General features: G+C 66.7%; 21 protein-coding genes and 2 tRNA genes. 9 read left to right on the plus strand and 14 right to left on the minus strand.

Features of this window, described 5'->3' with window-relative positions; all coding sequences use genetic code 11:
- Nucleotides 1-75: 75 nt before the first annotated feature.
- The 7 genes from efp to A7E77_RS01210 form a co-directional block, all read right to left on the minus strand.
- Complete coding sequence (gene efp / locus A7E77_RS01180) at nt 76-639, minus strand: elongation factor P (protein WP_017979186.1); 564 nt, start codon at nt 637-639, stop codon at nt 76-78.
- Nucleotides 640-702: 63 nt separating this feature from the next.
- Nucleotides 703-1302: a M23 family metallopeptidase gene (locus A7E77_RS01185; protein WP_063685318.1), complete on the minus strand. Its 600-nt coding sequence runs from the start codon at nt 1300-1302 to the stop codon at nt 703-705.
- Between the two features lie 151 nt (nt 1303-1453).
- Nucleotides 1454-2464, minus strand: a complete 1011-nt coding sequence (locus A7E77_RS01190) for a L,D-transpeptidase family protein (protein ID WP_063685320.1) — start codon at nt 2462-2464, stop codon at nt 1454-1456.
- Between the two features lie 141 nt (nt 2465-2605).
- Entirely contained in the window at nt 2606-3289 is a 684-nt protein-coding gene (thiE, locus tag A7E77_RS01195) for a thiamine phosphate synthase (RefSeq protein WP_063685321.1), read from the minus strand.
- A 55-nt stretch (nt 3290-3344) separates the two neighbouring features.
- Complete coding sequence (locus A7E77_RS01200) at nt 3345-4265, minus strand: class I fructose-bisphosphate aldolase (protein WP_063685323.1); 921 nt, start codon at nt 4263-4265, stop codon at nt 3345-3347.
- A 37-nt stretch (nt 4266-4302) separates the two neighbouring features.
- On the minus strand, nt 4303-4629 hold the full coding sequence (locus A7E77_RS01205) for a type II toxin-antitoxin system PemK/MazF family toxin (protein ID WP_226341799.1): 327 nt from the start codon (nt 4627-4629) through the stop codon (nt 4303-4305).
- Nucleotides 4620-4844: a ribbon-helix-helix protein, CopG family gene (locus A7E77_RS01210; RefSeq protein ID WP_183949553.1), complete on the minus strand. Its 225-nt coding sequence runs from the start codon at nt 4842-4844 to the stop codon at nt 4620-4622. Before A7E77_RS01210 ends, A7E77_RS01205 begins: the two co-directional genes overlap by 10 nt.
- 122 nt (nt 4845-4966) lie before the next feature.
- On the opposite strand from A7E77_RS01210, the gene A7E77_RS01215 reads away from it, so the two are divergent.
- The gene (locus A7E77_RS01215; RefSeq protein WP_063685325.1) at nt 4967-5476 is read left to right on the plus strand and encodes a TlpA family protein disulfide reductase; all 510 of its coding nucleotides are present in this window, start codon (nt 4967-4969) and stop codon (nt 5474-5476) included.
- A 19-nt stretch (nt 5477-5495) separates the two neighbouring features.
- Here the strand turns inward: A7E77_RS01215 and A7E77_RS01220 are convergent, their stop codons facing one another.
- The 3 genes from A7E77_RS01220 to gap form a co-directional block, all read right to left on the minus strand.
- Nucleotides 5496-6686, minus strand: a complete 1191-nt coding sequence (locus tag A7E77_RS01220; protein ID WP_063685327.1) for a phosphoglycerate kinase — start codon at nt 6684-6686, stop codon at nt 5496-5498.
- Between the two features lie 18 nt (nt 6687-6704).
- Entirely contained in the window at nt 6705-7172 is a 468-nt protein-coding gene (locus A7E77_RS01225) for an MOSC domain-containing protein (RefSeq protein ID WP_063685329.1), read from the minus strand.
- A gap of 113 nt (nt 7173-7285) precedes the next feature.
- Nucleotides 7286-8296: a type I glyceraldehyde-3-phosphate dehydrogenase gene (gap, locus tag A7E77_RS01230; protein WP_020486529.1), complete on the minus strand. Its 1011-nt coding sequence runs from the start codon at nt 8294-8296 to the stop codon at nt 7286-7288.
- Nucleotides 8297-8480: 184 nt separating this feature from the next.
- On the opposite strand from gap, the gene A7E77_RS01235 reads away from it, so the two are divergent.
- The 4 genes from A7E77_RS01235 (at nt 8481) to A7E77_RS01250 (ending at nt 9976) form a co-directional block, all read left to right on the plus strand.
- On the plus strand, nt 8481-8687 hold the full coding sequence (locus A7E77_RS01235; protein ID WP_017979197.1) for a hypothetical protein: 207 nt from the start codon (nt 8481-8483) through the stop codon (nt 8685-8687).
- Nucleotides 8687-8995, plus strand: coding sequence for a cell division protein ZapA (locus tag A7E77_RS01240; RefSeq protein WP_043059765.1), 309 nt, complete (start codon nt 8687-8689; stop codon nt 8993-8995). The genes A7E77_RS01235 and A7E77_RS01240 overlap by 1 nt, the downstream gene beginning before the upstream one ends.
- 241 nt (nt 8996-9236) lie before the next feature.
- Complete coding sequence (locus A7E77_RS01245) at nt 9237-9773, plus strand: 5-formyltetrahydrofolate cyclo-ligase (protein ID WP_063685331.1); 537 nt, start codon at nt 9237-9239, stop codon at nt 9771-9773.
- Complete coding sequence (locus A7E77_RS01250; RefSeq protein WP_063685333.1) at nt 9770-9976, plus strand: DUF2842 domain-containing protein; 207 nt, start codon at nt 9770-9772, stop codon at nt 9974-9976. The genes A7E77_RS01245 and A7E77_RS01250 overlap by 4 nt, the downstream gene beginning before the upstream one ends.
- Nucleotides 9977-10123: 147 nt before the next feature.
- Here the strand turns inward: A7E77_RS01250 and A7E77_RS01255 are convergent.
- The 4 genes from A7E77_RS01255 to A7E77_RS01270 all read right to left on the minus strand — a co-directional run bounded on the left by A7E77_RS01255 (nt 10124) and on the right by A7E77_RS01270 (nt 13440).
- Nucleotides 10124-10200: transfer RNA gene (locus A7E77_RS01255), tRNA-Asp, on the minus strand.
- A gap of 64 nt (nt 10201-10264) precedes the next feature.
- Nucleotides 10265-10341, minus strand: a tRNA-Asp gene (locus A7E77_RS01260).
- 44 nt (nt 10342-10385) lie between these two features.
- Nucleotides 10386-11624 (minus strand): AI-2E family transporter, encoded by a 1239-nt coding sequence (locus tag A7E77_RS01265; RefSeq protein WP_017979201.1) that lies wholly within the window; start codon nt 11622-11624, stop codon nt 10386-10388.
- A gap of 52 nt (nt 11625-11676) precedes the next feature.
- Nucleotides 11677-13440, minus strand: coding sequence for a class I adenylate-forming enzyme family protein (locus A7E77_RS01270; RefSeq protein ID WP_063685335.1), 1764 nt, complete (start codon nt 13438-13440; stop codon nt 11677-11679).
- Nucleotides 13441-13568: 128 nt separating this feature from the next.
- On the opposite strand from A7E77_RS01270, the gene A7E77_RS01275 reads away from it, so the two are divergent.
- The 4 genes from A7E77_RS01275 (at nt 13569) to A7E77_RS01290 (ending at nt 19528) form a co-directional block, all read left to right on the plus strand.
- Nucleotides 13569-14789: a serine hydrolase domain-containing protein gene (locus A7E77_RS01275; RefSeq protein WP_063685337.1), complete on the plus strand. Its 1221-nt coding sequence runs from the start codon at nt 13569-13571 to the stop codon at nt 14787-14789.
- A gap of 53 nt (nt 14790-14842) precedes the next feature.
- The gene (locus A7E77_RS01280) at nt 14843-16870 is read left to right on the plus strand and encodes a 3-hydroxyacyl-CoA dehydrogenase NAD-binding domain-containing protein (RefSeq protein ID WP_063685340.1); all 2028 of its coding nucleotides are present in this window, start codon (nt 14843-14845) and stop codon (nt 16868-16870) included.
- Between the two features lie 151 nt (nt 16871-17021).
- Entirely contained in the window at nt 17022-18341 is a 1320-nt protein-coding gene (locus tag A7E77_RS01285) for an amidase family protein (protein WP_063685342.1), read from the plus strand.
- Nucleotides 18338-19528, plus strand: a complete 1191-nt coding sequence (locus A7E77_RS01290) for an acyl-CoA dehydrogenase family protein (RefSeq protein ID WP_063685344.1) — start codon at nt 18338-18340, stop codon at nt 19526-19528. The genes A7E77_RS01285 and A7E77_RS01290 overlap by 4 nt, the downstream gene beginning before the upstream one ends.
- Nucleotides 19529-19658 lie beyond the last annotated feature (130 nt).

The raw sequence follows: 19658 nt of genomic DNA on the forward strand, positions 1-19658 counted from the left end.
GTCGGATGAAGGTCCTGCCCTCACCCGACCTCGCTACGCTCGGCCACCCTCTCCCGATGGGAGAGGGATCATCAATCAATCCGCGCGGCGGACGTACGTCTGCTCGTACACGTCGACGACGATGCGCGTGCCGGCTCCGATATGCGGCGGCACCATCACGCGAACGCCATTGTCGAGGATGGCGGGTTTGTAGCTGGACGAGGCGGTCTGCCCCTTCACCACGGCATCCGCCTCGACGATCGTCGCTTCGATCGTGCTCGGCAGTTCGACCGAAATCGGCTTTTCATCATACAGTTCGAGCACGACGTCCATACCATCCTGCAGGAAGGCCGCGGCATCGCCGAGGATGCCCGCGTCGAGCGTGATCTGTTCGTAGCTTTCCTTGTCCATGAAGGTCAGCTGGTCGCCGTCGCGGAACAGATACTGGAAATCCTTGGTGTCGAGGCGCACGCGCTCGACCGTCTCCGCCGAGCGGAAGCGGACGTTGTTCTTGCGGCCGTCTATCAGGTTCTTCATCTCGACCTGCATGTACGCACCGCCCTTGCCGGGCTGCGTGTGCTGGATCTTGACCGCGCGCCAGATGCCGCCTTCATATTCGATGATGTTGCCGGGACGGATGTCCACGCCGCTGATCTTCATGGGATTGAACCTACTGGAAAGAGCGAGTTTGGCGGGCGATGAGCCACGCCGGGTGGCCGCGCTTTACCGTGCAGGCGCCGAAGCGGCAAGCATCGGGAACGGATTGACGTCCTCGCCCTGATACCAGCGATCACCCGCCCCCATGCGCTGCATGCCGAAATGGAGGTGATAATTGCCCGCACCCGCATCGCCGGTGTCGCCGACATAGGCGATCGTCTGCCCGGCACGCACGGGCTGGCCGACGGCGATACCCGGCGCGTAGCCCGACAGATGCGCGTAATAATAGACCCAGCGGCGGTCGGGCGAGCGGATGTAGAGCGTCGTACCGCCGCGGCCGGACTGGAACAGCTTTTCGACGCGGCCGGCCGCGGCGGCGAGAACGGGGGTGCCGGCGGGTGCGGGAATGTCCGTGCCGTGATGCCCGCGGCTGCCGCCTTCGCGGGGGTCGTTCCAGCTGTCCGTGATCGTGGTGCGGGCAATGCCGGCGACGGGGACAGTGAGTTGGCCGGTCGGTGCCGGGGCCTCCGCGGCCGGTTCGGGGGCGCTCGCCGCGGCCGTCACGCGGCGCGCCGAGGGGTCGGCGGTGCCGAAGCGGGTCATGGCGACGAACGCGGCGACGAGCAGCACCAAGCCGACAAGGATGCCCCAGCCGAGGCGAGTCATGCACCCTCCCCTTCGTCACCCCGGACGTTTGCCGCGGTCCACCGTGCAGCAAGGGGATGGCTGAAGGCTCTAGCCGCCCCCCTCGCCGCGGAGTGGACCCCGGAACGAGTCCGGGGTGACGGGGGGAGCGGGGCTACCGCCGCCACACCCCTCACGCCTGGAAGACCGCCTTGGTGCCCGGCTTCACCATCTGCGCCAGGCGCGCGACATCCCAGTTGGTCAGGCGGATGCAGCCATGGCTTTCCGTTCGGCCGATCAGTTCGGGGTGGGGCGTACCGTGGATACCGTAATGCTCCTTCGACAGATCGAGCCACACCACGCCGACCGGACCGTTCGGCCCCGGCGGCAGCAGCTCCTTCTCGTCGCCCTTCTTCGCGTCCCAGAACAGCGCAGGGTTATAGTGGAACTTGGGGTTGTAATCGGCGCCGTAGATCTTCCACGTCCCCAGCGGCAGCGGATCGTGCTCCGACCCCATCGTCGCGCTGAACTGCGCGATCAACTTATCGTCCTTGTCGAGGACGCGCAGCACCTTGTCCGATTTGTCGACGACGATGTGGTCGGCGACGGGCTGGTTGGCGTCGACGTTGAGCATGTTGAGCGTCTGGCGCCAGTGATCGGGCAGCTTGGCGTCATAGTTACGCGACGCGGGCAGCGCATTGGGAACGATGATCGTGTTGCCGACCTTCAACCGCGTCGAGGGGGAATTGAGCGCGATCAGCGTCTCGGGGCTGGTGTGGAACATTTCCGCCAGCTTTTCCATCGGCGTCGCATAGCCGATCGTCGGCAGCTTCGCCTGCTCGCCGTAATCCTTGGGCAGCGGGTTGATATACGGCCCGGCGAGCGCCTCGCGCGTCAGCATGAAGCGCGCGGTCGGGCGCTTGGCACGATAGGGATAGAGCGCCGCGAGCGTCGCGGCGTCGGGCTTGCCGGTCTTGGGCAGGCCCTTGGCCTCCTGGAACCCCTTCAGCGCGGCGGTGAGCGACTGGCCGCCCTTTCCGTCGAGCAGGCCGGGGCCGAAACCGAGTGAATCGAGGATGACCTGGACATGGAGCAGGTTGCGGTCGACGGGATTGGCCGCCGGGGCGCCTTGCGGTGCCTGTGCCGTCGCCGACGCGGCGAGCGCGGCGCCCGCCAAGAGTGCCGTGGTGAGTGCCGCCTTCATCAATCCGCTCCCTGACCGTTACGCAGGCGGATCAACGGGCGGAGGGGCTAAGGGTTTCGTGGAACAGTGGTTTTGTGCGGGGCGCTTCGCCGCCCGCCTTCGTCGCCCCGGACGGGCCCCGGGGCGACGGGAGTCAGCGGCTCAGCCGTTCACCACCTTCGTGAATGCGGACACGGCGGCGGCTTCGTCGCCGTTCCACACCGCGCCGGACACGGCGAGGAAGTCCGCGCCGGCGGCCACCAGCGGCGCTGCGTTGTCCGGCGTGATGCCGCCGATCGCGACGCTGGGCAGTTCGAACATCGACGCCCACCAGGACAGAATCGACGGCTCCGGCACGTGCTTCACCGCCTTGGTCGTCGTCGGATAGAAGGCGCCGAAGGCGACATAGTCCGCGCCGCCCTCGCCCGCTTCCATGGCGAGGTGTCGGCTGTCGTGGCAGGTCACGCCGATCTGGACATTGGGCCCCAGCGCATCACGTGCTTCCCGTGGATCGCCATCGTCCTGACCCAGATGCACGCCGTCGGCGCCCAGCCGCTTGGCGAGCGAGATGCTGTCGTTGACGATGAACGCGACCTCGCGGTCCGCGCACAGGCGCTGAAGCGGTTCCGCCAGCTTCGCTGCGGCGTGCTGGTCGATATCCTTCACGCGGAACTGGAAGGCCGCGACGGGGCCGGCGTCGAGTGCGCGCGCCAATCGGTCGGCGAAGCCACCCGCTACGTCGAGCGGCGAGATCAGATAGAGCTGGCACGGCGGCCGGCGGTCGTCACGGCGGAACTGCGCCGCAAACTCAGGATCGAGGGGGCCAAGCGGATCGTCTTCGGTCATGCCCGGCCCCTACCCCGATTGCCGCCGCGACGAAAGCCGCGGCGGCAGGATCGGCTTATGCCTCGCCCTTGTAGATCGCGACGAGCTTAGCGAGCATCTCTAACGCGTCTTCGCGGCTGCGCTGAAACGTGTTGCGGCCGATGATCGAGCCGTTGCCACCACCCGCCAGGATGTCGCGCGCGTCCTGATAGACCGCATCGGCGCCCTTCGCCGCGCCGCCGGAGAAGACGACGATACGGCGACCGGCGAAGCTCGACTGGACGACGTGGCGGACGCGGTCCGCCTGGTTCGACCAGTCGGTGCCCTCATACGCCTTCTTGGCTTCCTGCTGCTCGATATGCGCGGACGGCAGCTTCACCTTGATGATGTGCGCGCCGAGCAGCGCCGCCATGTGCGCGGCATAGGCGCCGACGTCGAGCGCCAGTTCGCCGTCCTTGCTGAGCTTGCCGCCGCGCGGATAGCTCCAGATGACGGTCGCGATGCCGACGGCCTTCGCCTCTTCGGACAGTTCGCGAATCTCTTCCATCTGCTCGAAAATCTGGTCTGAGCCAGGGTAGATGGTGAAGCCGATCGCCGCGCAGCCGAGGCGCACCGCATCGCCGACGCTCGCCGTCACCGCCTGGTCGATGCTGGTCGCCCAACTGTTCGAGCTGTTGACCTTCAGGATCGTCGGGATCTGGCCGGCGAAGGTGTCGGCACCCGCCTCGAGCGGGCCGAGCGGCGCGGCATAGGCCGAAAGGCCGGCGTCCACCGCCATCTGATAGTGATAATGCGGGTCGTAGGCCGGCGGGTTCACGGCGAACGAGCGCGCCGGGCCATGTTCGAAGCCCTGATCAACGGGCAGGATGATGAGCTTGCCGGTGCCGCCCAGCTTGCCCTGCATCAGGATGCGGGCGAGGTTCGCCTTCACCGCGGGGCTGGTGGCTTCATATTTGTCCAGGATCGCCTTGACGGCGGGCGTGACGTTCGTGGTCATGAGTAGCTCCTTGGGGGCACGTCGTGAAATGGGGTCGTCAGAGCATCAGCCAGCGCCGCAGCGCCTGGTCGATCTGCTCCATGCGGGTGGGGCTGGCATCGCCGATCACCGCGGTGATGCGGTCGCGTGCGACGCTGGTGATCCGATCGACCTCCACCTCGCATTCGGCGGTCAGGCCATTGTGTTCGCGCGGCGACATGACCACGCGGAACAGCGCCTCGCCACCGATCACCGAGGTGAGCGGGCAGACGGTGATCGTCGCATGCGTCGCGTTGAACAGGTCGGACTGGACGACGACGCACGGCCGCGCCGGCGCGCCGTCGGGTCCATCGACCAACACGATGCCGCCATGCCTTATTTCCACGCGCGCGCATCCTGCCAGAAGATCACATCATCGCTCGATACGCGTTGCGATGCGCGGGTCGACTGGCGGCGGGCCTCGCGGCGATAGGCGTCATCGTGCAGGTCGACGTAGCGACGCACCGCCTCGCGCGCGATGTCGCTTTTGCTGCGACCCTGGGTGCGCGCGACCGCGGCGAGCCGCTCTTCCAATTCGGTGTCGAGTCGCACTCCGAGCATGCCGGCTCCCTGCCTGTTTAACGCGTTTAACCTACGGCGTGGCAGGACCTTGCGCAAGGGGCGAGTGCAGCCTTGACGGCACGCGCCAAAGGACGCTTGATGCGGTTCAAGGGGGAACGATCATGACACCAATCCGGCTGGCGATCGTCGCTGCGCTATTGACCGCGAGCGGCGCGGGCGCGGCGGCGGACCGTTATGCGTCGCCGCTGGTCGGCAAGCCCGCGCCGGACGCGGAGTTGACGCTGATCGACGGCAGCAAGGTGCGGCTCGCCGATCTGCGCGGGCAGGTGGTAATCCTGAATTTCTGGGCGACGTGGTGCGTGCCCTGCCGCGCCGAACTGCCGCTGCTGGATGCCTATTATCGCACGCAGCAGAAGCACGGCCTGCGCGTGTTCGCGGTGGCGACCGAGGATTCGGTGCCGGTCTTTCGGATGAAGCCGCTGTTTGCGGCGATGGCGATCACGCCGACGCGGCGGGTGAAGGGCAAATATCCGCTGATCGGCAATGGGGTGCCGACCAATTACGTCATCGATCGCGCAGGCGTCGTCCGCTACGCCAAGGCGGCATCGCTCGACCTCAACGATCTCAACACGATCGTCGTGCCGCTGTTGAAGGAGACGCCGCCGACCTGAGCGGCGTCTCCGGTTCGGATCAGGCGGTCAGCGCGGCGACGCCGGGCAGCGCCTTGCCTTCCATCCATTCGAGGAAGGCGCCACCGGCAGTGGACACGAAGGTGAAGCGATCCGCTACGCCCGCCTGATTGAGCGCGGCGACGGTATCGCCACCGCCCGCAACCGAGACGAGGCTGCCGTCCTGCGTCAGCGCCGCGGCGGTGCGCGCCAGGCTGACGGTGGCGACGTCGAAGGGCGGTGTTTCGAATGCGCCCATCGGGCCGTTCCACACGAGCGTGCGGCAGTTCTTCAGCACATCGCCCAGCGCCTCGACCGCGCTCGGGCCGACGTCGAGGATCATCTCGTCCGCCGCGACTTCGTGGACATTGACGGTGCGGACGGGCGGGTTGGCGCGGAATTCCTTCGCCACCACGACGTCATACGGCAGGTGAACGGTGCAGTTGGCACGGTCCGCGGCCTCGAGGATTTCCTCCGCGGTGCCGGTCAGGTCATGCTCGCACAGCGACTTGCCGACGTCGACGCCACGCGCCGCGAGGAAGGTATTCGCCATACCACCGCCGATGATCAAATGATCGACGCGGGTGACGAGGTGCTTGAGCACGTCGAGCTTGGTCGACACCTTGGCGCCACCGACCACGGCGGCGACGGGGTGGTCGGGGTTGCCCAGTGCCTTTTCGAGCGCGTCGAGTTCGGCCTCCATCGCACGACCGGCGAAGGCGGGAAGCACCTTGGCCAGCCCCTCGGTCGAGGCATGCGCGCGGTGTGCCGCGGAAAAGGCATCGTTGACGTAGAGGTCGCCCAATTTGGCAAAGCGTGCAACGACTTGCGGATCGTTCTTCTCTTCGCCACCGAAGAAGCGCGTATTCTCCAGAACCGCGATATCGCCGGGTTGCAGCGTCGCGACGGCCGCCTCGTCGCCCTCCCAATCGATATAGCGGACCTCGCGACCCAGCACGGCGGAATAGGGGCGGACGATGCGGCTGAGCGACATCTCAGGATTCGGCGTGCCCTTCGGACGGCCGAAATGGGCCAGGATCAGCACGATCGCACCACGATCGGCGAGTTCGGTAACGGTCGGCAGCGTCGCGCGCAGCCGCGTGTCGTCGGTCACCGCACCGTCCGCCATCGGGACGTTCAGATCTTCGCGCACCAGCACGCGCTTACCGCGAACTTCGCCCATATCGTCGAGCGTCTTGAAGGCCTTAGCCATGATATCGTCCTTCAGATCTTAAGAAAAAGAGACGACCGACACGGGATCGCCGATCGCGATCCGGCCGGGCACCTTCACGCGCGTACAGGCCCCGCCCCGCCAGTCGGGGGTCAGCGCCGCCTTCAGCCCGGTCGCGATCGTCTCCATGCGGCTGCACGGGTCGCACTCGACCGTGATCTCCAACTCGACCGCGCCGATGCGCAGCCGCGTGCCGGGCACATGCGGGATGTCGAAGCCGTCGACCAGCAGGTTTACGCGCCGTTCCTGCCACGGGATCGTATGTCCGAGGTCCGCCATGGCGGCATCCCAGTCGCCGCGCTCCATCAGCGTCACCTGCCGCTTGCCGCGCCCGCCGGGCTTCACCGCGCCGCGAAAATCGCCGTGCAGGCCACGTTCGACCGTCACGTCGATGGCTTCGACCAGTTCCATCGGCGCCTTCGGAAAGGCGTGCCGGGCGATCCCGACGAGCGTGCCGGCGGTCGTCATACCCGCCCCGTCATCGCGAGGAGCGCAGCGGCGCGGCGATCCAGAGCGTCGTGCGTGACGCTCTGGATCGCTTCGCTCCGCTCGCAATGACGGAATGGGTCATTGGCGATGCCTTAGAGGAACTTCGCCATGGCGGTCGCGGTGTCGACCATGCGGTTCGAGAAGCCCCATTCGTTGTCGTACCAGCTGACGACGCGGACGAGCTTGCCGTCGAGCACCGCGGTTTCCAGGCTGTCGACGGTCGACGACTGCGGCGAATGCATCAGGTCGATCGAGACGAGCGGTTCGTCCGAATAGACGAGCACGCCCTTCAGCGGGCCGTCTTCCGACGCGGCCTTCAGGATCGCGTTGACCTCGTCCTTCGTCGTGTCGCGCTTCGGCGTGAAGGTCAGGTCGATCAGGCTGACGTCGGGCACCGGCACGCGGATCGCCGAACCGTCCAGCTTGCCCTTCAGCTCGGGCAGCACCTCGCCCACCGCACGGGCCGCGCCGGTGGTGGTCGGAATCATGCTCATCGCGGCAGCGCGCGCACGACGCAGGTCCGGGTGGATCTGGTCGAGAATCTTCTGATCGTTGGTATAGGCGTGGACGGTGGTCATCAGACCGCGTTCGATGCCGACCGTGTCGTTCAGTACCTTGGCGACCGGCGCCAGGCAGTTGGTGGTGCAGGACGCGTTCGACACGATCGTGTGCTCGGCGGTCAGCTTGTCGTGGTTGACACCGTAAACGACGGTCAGGTCGACACCCTTGCCCGGGGCCGAGATCAGCACCTTCTTCGCGCCCGCATCAATATGCTTCTGGCACGAGACGTTGTCGGTAAAGAAACCGGTGCATTCGAGCACCAGATCGACGCCCAGTTCCTTGTGCGGCAGGTTGGCGGGATCGCGCTCGGCGGTGACGCGGATACGCTTGCCGTCGATGACGAGGTCGTTGCCTTCGGCGGTGACGGTGCCGGGGTATTTGCCGTGAACGCTGTCACGGCTGAATAGCCAGGCGTTTGACTTGGCATCGGCGAGGTCGTTGATCGCGACCAGTTCGAGGTCGCCGGCACCGCGTTCGATGATCGCGCGCGCCACCAGTCGGCCGATGCGGCCGAAGCCGTTGATCGCAACCTTCACCGTCATCTGCTTCACTCCTCGCAATGGGTCGCGGCGCATCGGATTCGGGGCCGCGTTAAACGTGTTAAAGCGGCCCCGCCTTTGCGAGGGGGAACGCCCGTCTGTCAACCGCGGGCCATGCGCGGATCGTGTTTGCGCGAAGCGGTTTGACGACTTGCCGCTGCCCCGGCGCGAGCCTAGGTCAGGAGGTATGGCCGAACCGCTCCCCGACACGCCCCCCGATACGCCGAGCGCCGTCGATCGCATCGACGCGGCGATCGCCCGAATCGAAACCGCGATCGCGGCCCGCGCCGCGGCAGGCGATGCGCTGGCGCGCCGCCATGCGGCGCTGAAGGCGCGCATGGCCGAAGCGGTGAGCGCGCTGGACGACGTGATCGCCCGTGGGACGCCGGCCTGATGGCGAACGTCTCGCTACCGATCGGCGGTCGTCCGCACACCGTCGCCTGCCGCGACGGTGAGGAAGCGCATCTCGTGGAGCTGGGCAAGATGCTCGACGAGCGCTGGCCGGCGGCCCTGCGCGCCGCGGGCGGCGTACCGGGCGAGCGGGCGATGCTGTTCGTCGCCCTGATGCTCGCCGACGCCCTGGAAGACGTCCGCCAGCGCCCGCCCGAGGGCGCGGCGGTGAGCGAACCAGCATTGCAACGCATCGCCGATCGGCTGGAAGCGCTGGCCGACGCACTGGAGCACGATCCGGCGGCAGGATAAGGCCCCTGCCCCATTGCCAGTGCGCTCCGCCCATCCTAAATTGGTTGGCGGCGGGTTCTGCCCGGTACGAGCCTTACTTTATCCCTGAGGCTATTCATCATCCATGGGGGCTGTCCCTGCCCGGATCCTGGTCCGACGCACATGGTCCCCACCTGACGTTACAGGGCGTCAGTGGATATTTTGGCACACGGCCATGGCGGTCCCGCCACCCGCCCCTCTCCTCTCGTGACCGCGTGGAGCGATGACCGACAAGCTCGCCCTCCGCGCCTACCTGCGCGCTGTTCGTGACGGCTTCGCGCCGCAGGCACCGATCAAGCTGGCCGCGGCGTTCGTTGAACGTTTGCGGCCGGGATTGATCGTCGCGAGCTATAGGCCGCTGGGCAGCGAGGCCGATCCAGCACCGCTCACCGACGCGGCGCGTGCGGCGGGATGCGCGCTCGCACTGCCCCACGTCACGACGCGGGCCGCGCCGCTTCGCTTCCTGTCGTGGGACGCATCGCACCCGCTGGAACGCGGCGCCTTCGGCCTGCTACAACCCTCAGCCGATGCGCCCGAGGTGTCGCCCGACATCATCCTGACGCCACTCGTGGGCTTCGACGACGCGGGAAATCGCCTGGGCCAAGGGGCCGGACATTACGATCGCGCCTTTGCCGCGCATCCTGATGCGTGGCGGGTGGGGATTGCATGGTCGGTGCAGCGAGTCGCTGCGCTGCCGGCCGATCCGTGGGATGTGCCGCTCCACGCCATCGCCACCGAATCAGACTGGATCGCCTTATGACCCCCACGTGGCGCAAACCCGCCGGCATGCTCATCATCCTGAGCCTGATCGCGATCTGGTGCGTCGGGATCGTCAGCCTGTCGGGCGTCGTCGGCACATGGCCGTGGTGGCTGCAGGCACCCTTCTATCTCGTCGCCGGGATCGTCTGGATCCTGCCGCTCAAGCCGCTGCTGCTGTGGATGGAGACCGGGCGCTGGCGGTAACGCAGTCTGCGCGCCCTGCGCGTGTCGAGAAGCACGGTAAGCCCGTGTTTGGATAGCCGATGGACGCCGCCCGATCGGCTGACGCGAGCCATGACATATGAGGAGAGGATCGACGCCCTTGGGGCGGATGCCACCGGTGCTGACCGGTGGCGCGAGTGACGGGGCTCGAACCCGCGACCTCCGGCGTGACAGGCCGGCGCTCTAACCAACTGAGCTACACCCGCGTGTTAGGCACGCGGCGCAATGCGCTATGCTTGTCTCGGCAAATCATACCATTCCAGGGAGGAATGGCGCGAGTGACGGGGCTCGAACCCGCGACCTCCGGCGTGACAGGCCGGCGCTCTAACCAACTGAGCTACACCCGCTGAAAGCGTTGAGGCGCGCCCACTAAGCGAGGGCGCGGGGGGTGTCAACGACCTTCTTCGCCCTCCCCCTCACTCCGGCGTCGCCGGGCACGTTCCTGATGCACCAATGTGCCGTGTTCGAACAGAAATCCGGCGATGTCGGGCTTGCCCGCCGCGCCCAGCACGGTCTGGATGATGATCAGCAGCGGCACCGCCAGAACGGCGCCCGTCGTGCCCCATACCCAGCCCCAGAAGCTGATCGACACCAGGATCATCAGCGGACTGATCGTCAGCCGATGGCCGACGATCAGCGGCGTGATCGCATTCGCCTCCACGAGGTGACAGCCGATCATCACGCCCGGCGGAATCAGTGCCAGCCAGATGTCGGTGAAGGTCATCAACCCCCCGATCGCGAGCAGGAATGCCGCCAGGATCGGGCCGAAATAGGGGATATAGTTGAGCAGTGCGACGATACCGCCCCACATCAGCGGCGACGGCATGCCGAGGAAATACAGCGCGCCCGCGACGATACCGCCCAGAGTGAGGTTGATCAGCGTGATCGTGCCCAGATAGGCGGACACGTCATCGACGACGTCCTGGATCACCCGGGCGGTCGCCATCGCGCCGTCGAAGCTGGTGCGCCCGGTGATCGTCTTCTTGCGCAGTCCGGTCCAGCCCGACAGGAAGAAGAAGACGATCAGGATACCGAAGAAGAATTGGACGATGACCGTCGGTGCCGACGTCGCGGCCAGTTCCAGGATCGAGCTGGGCGGTGCGACCGCGGCGGTCTGCGGCTGACGCACCGGCGTCGACGCGATCTGCCGGAACATCTTGTTCACCGATTTTTCGAGCGTCGAATAGAGGTCGAGCAACGGCGACAGATTATGCTGGATGCGCGTGATCCGGCTGGGCAGCAGCTGGAAGAAGTCCGTCGCCGGCACCACGATCGCCGCGATCGCGATGTTGGCGATGATCAGGAACACCAGGATGCAGAACAGCGCTGCGATCGCGGAGGGGATGCCGCGCCGTTCGAGCCATTCGAGCACCGGCACCAGCGCGATGGCGATCACCAGCGCCGTCGTCAGCGGCAGGAAGAATTCCGCGCCCGATTTCAGCGCGAAGGGCGTGCCGAGCGCAAGGCCGATACCGGCGATCAGCGTGAAGGCGGCGAGCAGACGATCGCGGCGCTGCGCGATGCGGCCGATCTCGCTGCGGGTGCCGGGCATCAGCGGCGCGCCGAGCGCGATCTGCTCCTCGGGCGTGATGGGGGGTGACGGGGGAGCAGGATCGGGATCGTCGGCCATCCCCCTGCTCTAGCGCATTTTCGCGCGCCGCCACCCTTCTGTTTGCACCCGCCTAAGCGGCGGCGGCGGAATGATCCTCGAACAGCGCTTTCAGCTCGCGTTTCAGGATCTTGCCATTGGCGTTGCGCGGCAGCGGTTCGGGCAGGAAGCGGATCGCGACGGGCACCTTGAACGCCGCCAGCCGCTCCCGCACGAACCCCTGCAATTCCGCCTCGGTCGCGGTGCAGCCGGGGCACAGGTGGACGATCGCCGCCGGCTCCTCGCCCAGCGTCCGGTGTGGGATGCCGACCAGCGCGGCGTCGGTGACCGAGGGGTGGGCGTAGAGCACGTTCTCCACCTCGATCGAATAGATGTTCTCGCCGCCGCGAATCACGATGTCCTTGGCGCGATCGGCGATGAACAGGAAGCCGTCGTCATCGATCCGCGCGAGGTCGCCGGTGCGCACCCAGCCATCCACGAAGGTCGCGGCGGTCGCTTCGGGCTTATTCCAATAGCCCTTCACGATCATCGGCCCGCGCGCCCAAAGCTCGCCGATCTCGCCACGGGGCAGAACGGTGACGCCGTCGTCGGCACGGATTTCGATATCCGCCGCGGCGACGGGCGCGCCCGCGCTCGCCGGTCGGTTGAGATAATCCTCGGCGCCATGCTGCGTGACGGTCGCGGTCGTCTCCGTCATCCCCCAGCCATTGCCTGGCAGCGCGCCGAATTCCTGATAGATGCGCCGCACCAGTTCGGGCGCCGAGGGTGCGCCGCCATAAGCAATCGTTTCCAGCGACGAGAGATCGTATTTCGCCCGATCTGGGTGCTCGAGCAGCTGCCAGGCGATCGTCGGCACGCCGCCGGTCATGTTGACGCGCTCACGCTCGATGATCTCCAGCGCACGCGCCGTGTCCCAGCGGCGCATGTAGATCGTCGTCGATCCGGTCGCGATCGTTCCCATCATCCCCGCCGAACAGGCGGTGACGTGGAACATCGGAATGACGGTGAGGCTAACGCGCGGTGTGGGATCGGGCGGCGTTTCGCCGCGGCGCAGATAGCTGCGCGCCGCGGTGAACCCACTCGACAGGATGTTGGTCATGAAATTGCGGTGCGTGCCCAGCGCACCCTTGGGCGCGCCGGTCGTGCCGCTGGTGTAGAAGATCGTCGCCTCGTCATCCGGGGCGATGTCGGCGGGCGGCAGCGGCGTGACGGGCAGGTTCGGCCAGTCGTGCGGCGTCCCGATGATATCTTCGAGCCGCTCCACGCCCTCCGCCAGCGGCATCGACGCGCGCGCGACGACCACCCGCTCCAACTGCGGCAGGCTGCCATAGACATCGTGCAACCGCGCGTGACGTTCGTCATCGACGATCAGCACGCGCGAACCCGAATCGCGCAGCCCGTAATCCAGCTCGGCACCCGTCCACCAGGCGTTGAGCGGCACCATGATCGCGCCGATCGATACGGCCGCAAAGAAGGCGACGGGCCATTCGGGCAGGTTGCGCATCGCGAGCGCAACGCGATCCCCCTTCCCGACACCCAGGGAAACCAAATGCGCCGCAAGCGTGGCGACGGCGCGGTAATGCGCCTCATACGACACGCGCTCGTCCTCGTAGATGACGAACAACCGGTCGCCGTGGCCGCGACTCGCCTCGATCAGGAATCGCATCGACGGCGGTGCGTTCTTCCACACCCGAGTCGGCACGCCGCGGATCACGACCTCGTCCATCTCGAACTTCGCGCCGGGCGCGGTCAGCAGCGCATCCACCTGGGGCAGCGGCATCGCCGGCCATGTCGGCGGCAGGGGTACGATCGGCTCGCTAGCGGGCGCGCTGGCCATGTCGGCATCCTCTCCATATCGTCCCGCCCGCGCTTGCGGTTACGGTGTTTCGATGAAAGGTTACTGTTGATTCCGCCGCCGCTCAAGGCAATAGAGCAGATAAGTTCGAAACTGGGGTATGTCACCGCATGGCCGACACCGATGCACGCGCGCTGGGCTTCGCCCCCGATCGGCTGGCGGCGATCGACGCGTTTCTGAAGGCGCGCTACCTCGACACCGGACGCCTGCCGAATGCACAGCTGCTAATCGCGCGCGATGGCGAGATCGCCCATTTCTCGCATCAGGGGGCGGCGCGCGAAGGCGGGCCAAATATCGACGAACGTTCGCTCTTCCGCATCGCGTCGATGACGAAGCCGATCACCAGCCTCGCCTTCATGATGCTGGTCGAGGAGGGCAAGGTCGCGGTCGATACGCCTGTCCACCACGTCTTGCCGGAGTTCAAAGGCGTCGGCGTCTATGACGGCGGCGGCGGCGGCGTTCCGTTCGTCACCAAAGCGACTACCGAGCCGATGCGTATGCTCGACCTGCTGCGCCATACCGCCGGGCTGACCTATGGTTTCCAAAACCGGTCGAATATCGACGCCGCGCATCGCGAATCGAAGCTGGAGAGCTGGCACGGCAACCATGACCTCGACGGTTTCGTCGCGGCGCTGGGCAAGCTGCCGCTGGAGTTTTCGCCGGGAACGGCGTGGAATTATTCCGTCGCGACCGACGTGCTCGGCGCAGTGGTGCAGCGCGTGTCGGGGATGCCGCTCGACCAGTTCTTCGCCACGCGCATCTTCGGCCCGCTGGGCATGCACGACACTTTCTTTGCGGTGCCCGAGGACAAGACCGACCGGCTGACCGACTGCTATACATTGGTCGAGGGTAAGGGCCGGGTGATCTACGATCGCGGCGAGGTGAGCGCGTGGAGCCGACAGCCCAAGCTGCTGTCCGGCGGCGGTGGCCTGGTGTCGACGGCGCTCGATTATCACCGCTTCTGCCGGATGTGCGAAAATGGCGGATCGCTGGACGGCGCGCGGATCGTCGGGCGCAAGACGCTCGAGCTGATGACGATGAACCACCTACCCGGCGGCAAGGACCTCAGCAGCCTGTCGCGGTCGCTGTTCAGCGAGACGCAGAATGCCGGCACCGGCTTCGGCCTGGGCTTTGCCGTGACGCAGGACGTTGCCCGCACGATGATGCCCGGATCGAAGGGCGAATATTATTGGGGCGGGATGTTCTCGACCGCCTTCTTCATCGACCCCGTCGAGCGGCTGCACATGGTGTTCATGACGCAGCTGAGCCCGTCGGGCCTCTACCCGATCCGGCGCGAGCTGAAGACGATGATCTACGCCGCGCTCAATTGACCATTTCGTGACCCCGGCGCCGACCGGGGGACGCCTTAGGAAGGACTGACCCGATGACTTCGCCGATCCGCACCGAACGCCACGACGACGTACTCGTCATCATTTCCGACAACCCGCCGGTCAATGCGCTGGGCGCAGCCGTGCGGCAGGGGCTGGAGGCCGCGATCAAGGAAGGCGTCGCCGATGCCTCGATCGCGGCGATGGTGATCCGCTGCGATGGCCGTACCTTCTTCGCCGGCGCCGACATCACCGAGTTCGGCAAACCGATGGTCGAGCCGGGCCTGCCCACCGTCGTCGACATGATCGAGGCATCGACCAAGCCGATCGTCGCGGCGATCCACGGCACGGCGCTGGGTGGCGGGTGCGAGGTGGCGCTGGGCTGTCATTATCGCGTCGCGGTCCCCTCGGCGAAGCTCGGCACGCCCGAAGTGAAGCTCGGCCTGCTGCCCGGTGCGGGCGGCACGCAGCGGCTGCCGCGGATCGCCGGCGTCGCGATGGCGCTGGAGATGACCGCCAAGGGTGATCCGATCAGCGCGAAGAAGGCGCAGGAGGCCGGCCTGATCGACAAGATCGTCGGAGAGGACAGCCTGGAGGCGGATGCGATCGCCTTTGCGAACGAGGTAAAGGCGAAGCGGCCGATCCCGCGTGCGTCGGAGCGGACGGTGCAGCCCGACCCGGATGCGGTTGCCGCGTTCGAAAAGGCCAACGGCCGCCGCTTCCGCGGCTTCGACGCGCCCGCCGCCAACATCGCCTGCGTTGTGAAGGCGACCGAGACGTCGTTCGCGGACGGCATCGCCTTCGAACGGCAGGAATTCATGAAGCTGATGATGGGCAACCAATCCGCCGCGCAGCGCCACATCTTCTTCGCCGAACGTCAGGCGGCCAAGATCGACGACGTCCCCGCCGACACCGTCAAGCGCCCGATCAAACGCGTCGGCGTGATCGGCGCCGGCACGATGGGTGGCGGCATCGCGATGAACTTCCTGTCGGCGGGCATCCCGGTGACGATCGTCGAGATGGCGCAGGAGGCGCTGGATCGCGGCACCGGCGTGATCCGCAAGAATTACGAGGCGACCGCCGCCAAGGGCCGGATGAAGCCCGAACAGGTCGAAGCGGCGATGGGCGCCCTCACCCCCACGCTCGACTTCGACGCGCTGGGCGAATGCGACCTCATCATCGAGGCAGTGTATGAGAATATGGACGTGAAGAAGGAGATCTTCACGCGGCTCGACAGCATTGCCAAGCCCGGCGCGATCCTCGCCAGCAACACCTCCTACCTCGACATCGACGAAATCGCCGCCGTCACCAAGCGACCGCAGGACGTCGTCGGCATGCACTTCTTCTCGCCGGCCAACGTCATGAAGCTGCTGGAAGTGGTGCGCGGCGCGAAGACGGCGCCGGACGTGCTGGCGACGGTCATGGACCTTGCCAAGAAGATCAAGAAGGTCGCCGTGGTGGCGGGCGTCACCTATGGCTTCATCGGCAACCGCATGCTGATGCCGCGGCAGGTCGAGGCGAACAAGCTGCTGCTGGAAGGCGCGACGCCGGAACAGATCGACCGCGTCCATGTCGCCTTCGGCATGCCGATGGGGCCGTTCCAGATGGCCGACCTCGCCGGCGTCGACATCGGCTGGCATCGCGACCCCAACCGTATCGAGAACGTCCGCGACGCGCTCGCCGCCGAAGGGCGCTGGGGGCAGAAGAAGCAGGCGGGCTTCTACGATTACGACGAGAAGCGGAACCCCACCCCGTCCCCGCGGGTCGCCGAGATCATCCAGGAATGGCGCGACAAGACCGGCACGCCGCAGCACGAGGTGACCGACGAGGAGATCGTCGAGCGGACGCTGTACACGATGGTCAACGAAGGCGCGCTGATCCTGGAGGAAGGCAAGGCGCAGCGGGCAAGCGATGTCGATGTGGTGTGGATCTACGGCTATGGCTGGCCGGTCTATCGCGGCGGCCCGATGTTCTGGGCGCAGAGCGAGGGACTGGGGAAGATCGTGGCGGGGCTGGAGAAGCACGGCTTCACCGCGGCGAAGAGCCTGAAGGATGCCGCGGCCAGCGGTGGGCGGTTAAAGTGAGGGCCCTCCCCCTCTTCGTCATCCCCGCGCAGGCGGGGATCCAGACGCGCAGACGTCACGACTCTCTCGATACGGTAGCGGTTATGGATTCCCGCCTTCGCGGGAATGACGGAGTGTGGGGGTACAAGCCTTTTGCCGAAGCGACGGGCATATGACCCCGCCCTCCGCCCTCGCCACTGCCGCGGCCGTCCGTGCCGGTGACACCACCGCCCTCGCCGAAACCGAAGCCGCGATCGCGCGGATCGAGGCGGCGAATCCTGACCTCAACGCGGTCGTGGTGAAAGACTATGACCGTGCCCGCGCTGCGGCACGCGCGCTCGATGCACGAATAGCGGAAGGGTTCGACGCGCCGCTGCTCGGCGTGCCGATGACGATCAAGGAAAGCTTCAACGTCGCCGGCCTGCCGACGACGTTCGGCGTCGAGCAGTTCCGCGACTTCGTCGCCGCGGAGGATGCGGTGGCCGTGCAGCGACTGAAGGCCGCGGGCGCGATCGTGCTCGGCAAGACCAACGTGCCGCCGCGGCTCGCCGATATCCAATCGAACAACCCGATCTATGGCCGCACCCGCAATGCGTTCGATCCGGCGCGCGTGGCGGGTGGATCGTCGGGCGGGTCCGCGGTCGCGCTGGCGAGCGGCATGGTGCCGCTGGAGTTCGGGTCCGACATTGGCGGCTCGATCCGCGTGCCGGCGGCGTTCAACGGCGTCTGGGGGCACAAGCCGACCTATGGCGTATTGCCGACCGACGGGCATTTCTTTCCCGGCACCGACTTCGCCAAGTCGGTCTTGTCGGTGATCGGGCCCCTGGCCCGCGATGCGGACGATCTGGAGGCGGCGCTGCAGATCGTTGCCGACCACCCGCTTGCACCCGCCAAGCGCCATGGCGAGGAGTGGCGCATCCTGCTGCTGGTCGATGCGCCCAAGGCGAAGGTGCAGCGCGCGATCCGGGATGCGATCGACGATCTTGCCGAGCGCTTCCGCGCGCAAGGTGCGACGGTCGATACGGCGAGCGACCTGCTGCCCGACCTCGAGCGGCAGAACGCCGCCTACGAACAGATGCTCAACATCGCGATGTCGGTGCGCGGGCCGCAACCGCCCGGGCATGAGCCGCCGACACTGGCGACCTGGCTGCACCTGCATGACGAGCAGGCGCGGATGCAGCGCCGGTGGCGCCGCCTGTTCGAGACGTACGATGTCGTGATCGCGCCGACCGTCGGCATGACCGCCTTTCCACACGACGATACCCCCCTGCCCCACCGACGGCTGGACATCGACGGCGAGGATACGCCGTTCCTCCACCAGTTCGCCTTTCCCGGCCTCGCCACGCTGCCGATGCTGCCTGCGACCAGTGTGCCGATCGGCCGCGATGGCGACGGCCTGCCGATCGGCGTGCAGGTGATCGCCGATTTGTATCAAGACCGCACCGCGCTTGCCGCCGCCCGCGCGGCGCATGCGCTTGCCTGGAGCCAATGATGACCGATCTCGATCAATTCAGAGCCGACACCCGTGCCTGGCTGGAGGCGAACTGCCCGCCAGACATGCGCGAGCCGATCCGTGGCGATCAGGACGTCTGCTGGGGTGGACGCCACTATGATCCCAATGCCAATCCGGCGCAGGCGCAATGGCTGAAGGTGATGGGCGAACGCGGCTGGACCGTCCCTGATTGGCCGAAGGAATATGGCGGTGGCGGGCTGTCGCCGGCGGAAACCAAGGTGCTGCGCGAGGAAATGCGCGCGATGCGGGCGCGCAACCCGCTGAACAGCTTCGGCATTTCGATGCTCGGGCCTGCGCTGCTGAAATACGGCAGCGAGGAGCAGAAGCTGGACCATCTGCCCAAGATCGCGCGCGGCGAAATCCGCTGGTGCCAGGGCTATTCCGAACCCAATGCCGGGTCCGACCTCGCCGGCCTCGCGACCAGCGCAGAGGATGCGGGCGATCACTACATCGTCAACGGACAGAAGGTGTGGACCAGCTACGCCGACAAGGCCGACTGGATCTTCTGCCTCGTCCGCACCAGCAAGGCGTCCAAGCAGGGCGGCATCAGCTTCGTGCTGTTCGACATGGAAAGCCCGGGCGTCTCGACCAAGCCGATCCTGCTGATCAGCGGCTATTCGCCCTTCTGCGAAACTTTCATGGACAATGTGAAGGTGCCCAAGGCGAACCGCATTCACGAGGAAAACAAGGGCTGGGACGTCGCCAAATATCTGCTCGGCCACGAGCGGGAGATGATCTCCGGCATGGGCCTGGGCGGTCAGGGCGAAAGCCCGCTGGTGGCGGGCGCGATCGCGACGATCGGGCTGGACCATGACGGTCGTCTCGCCGACCCGGTGCTGCGCACGCAGATCGCGCTGTTCGAGGTCCGTGCCAAGGCCTTCGCGGCGATGAGCGAGCGCTTCATCGACGAGCTGAAGGCCGGGCGCGCGCATCCCGCCCAGCCAAGCATGATGAAGTACGTCGGCACCGAGCTGAACAAGGATCGCCACGAGCTGATGATGGCGGCGGGCGGTTCGGACGCGCTGGAATGGGAAAGCGAGCGGTCGAACACCGGCGCTGCGCCCCGCGCCTGGCTGCGCACCAAGGCCAATTCGATCGAGGGCGGGACCAGTGAAATCCAGCTCAACATCATCGCCAAGCGCATCCTGGAACTGCCCGGAGCGTAGGCAACATGTCCCTCTCCCACCGGGAGAGGGAGGGAGCCGTGCGCAGCACGGCGGAAGGGTGAGGGTCGGAAGGAAGCGTAAAGGCTCCCCCACCCTCACCCAACCCTCTCCCACAGGGAGAGGGCTTTGG

It is taken from the genome of Sphingomonas sp. NIC1 (genome assembly GCF_001638925.1).
Taxonomy (GTDB): domain Bacteria; phylum Pseudomonadota; class Alphaproteobacteria; order Sphingomonadales; family Sphingomonadaceae; genus Sphingomonas; species Sphingomonas aquatilis.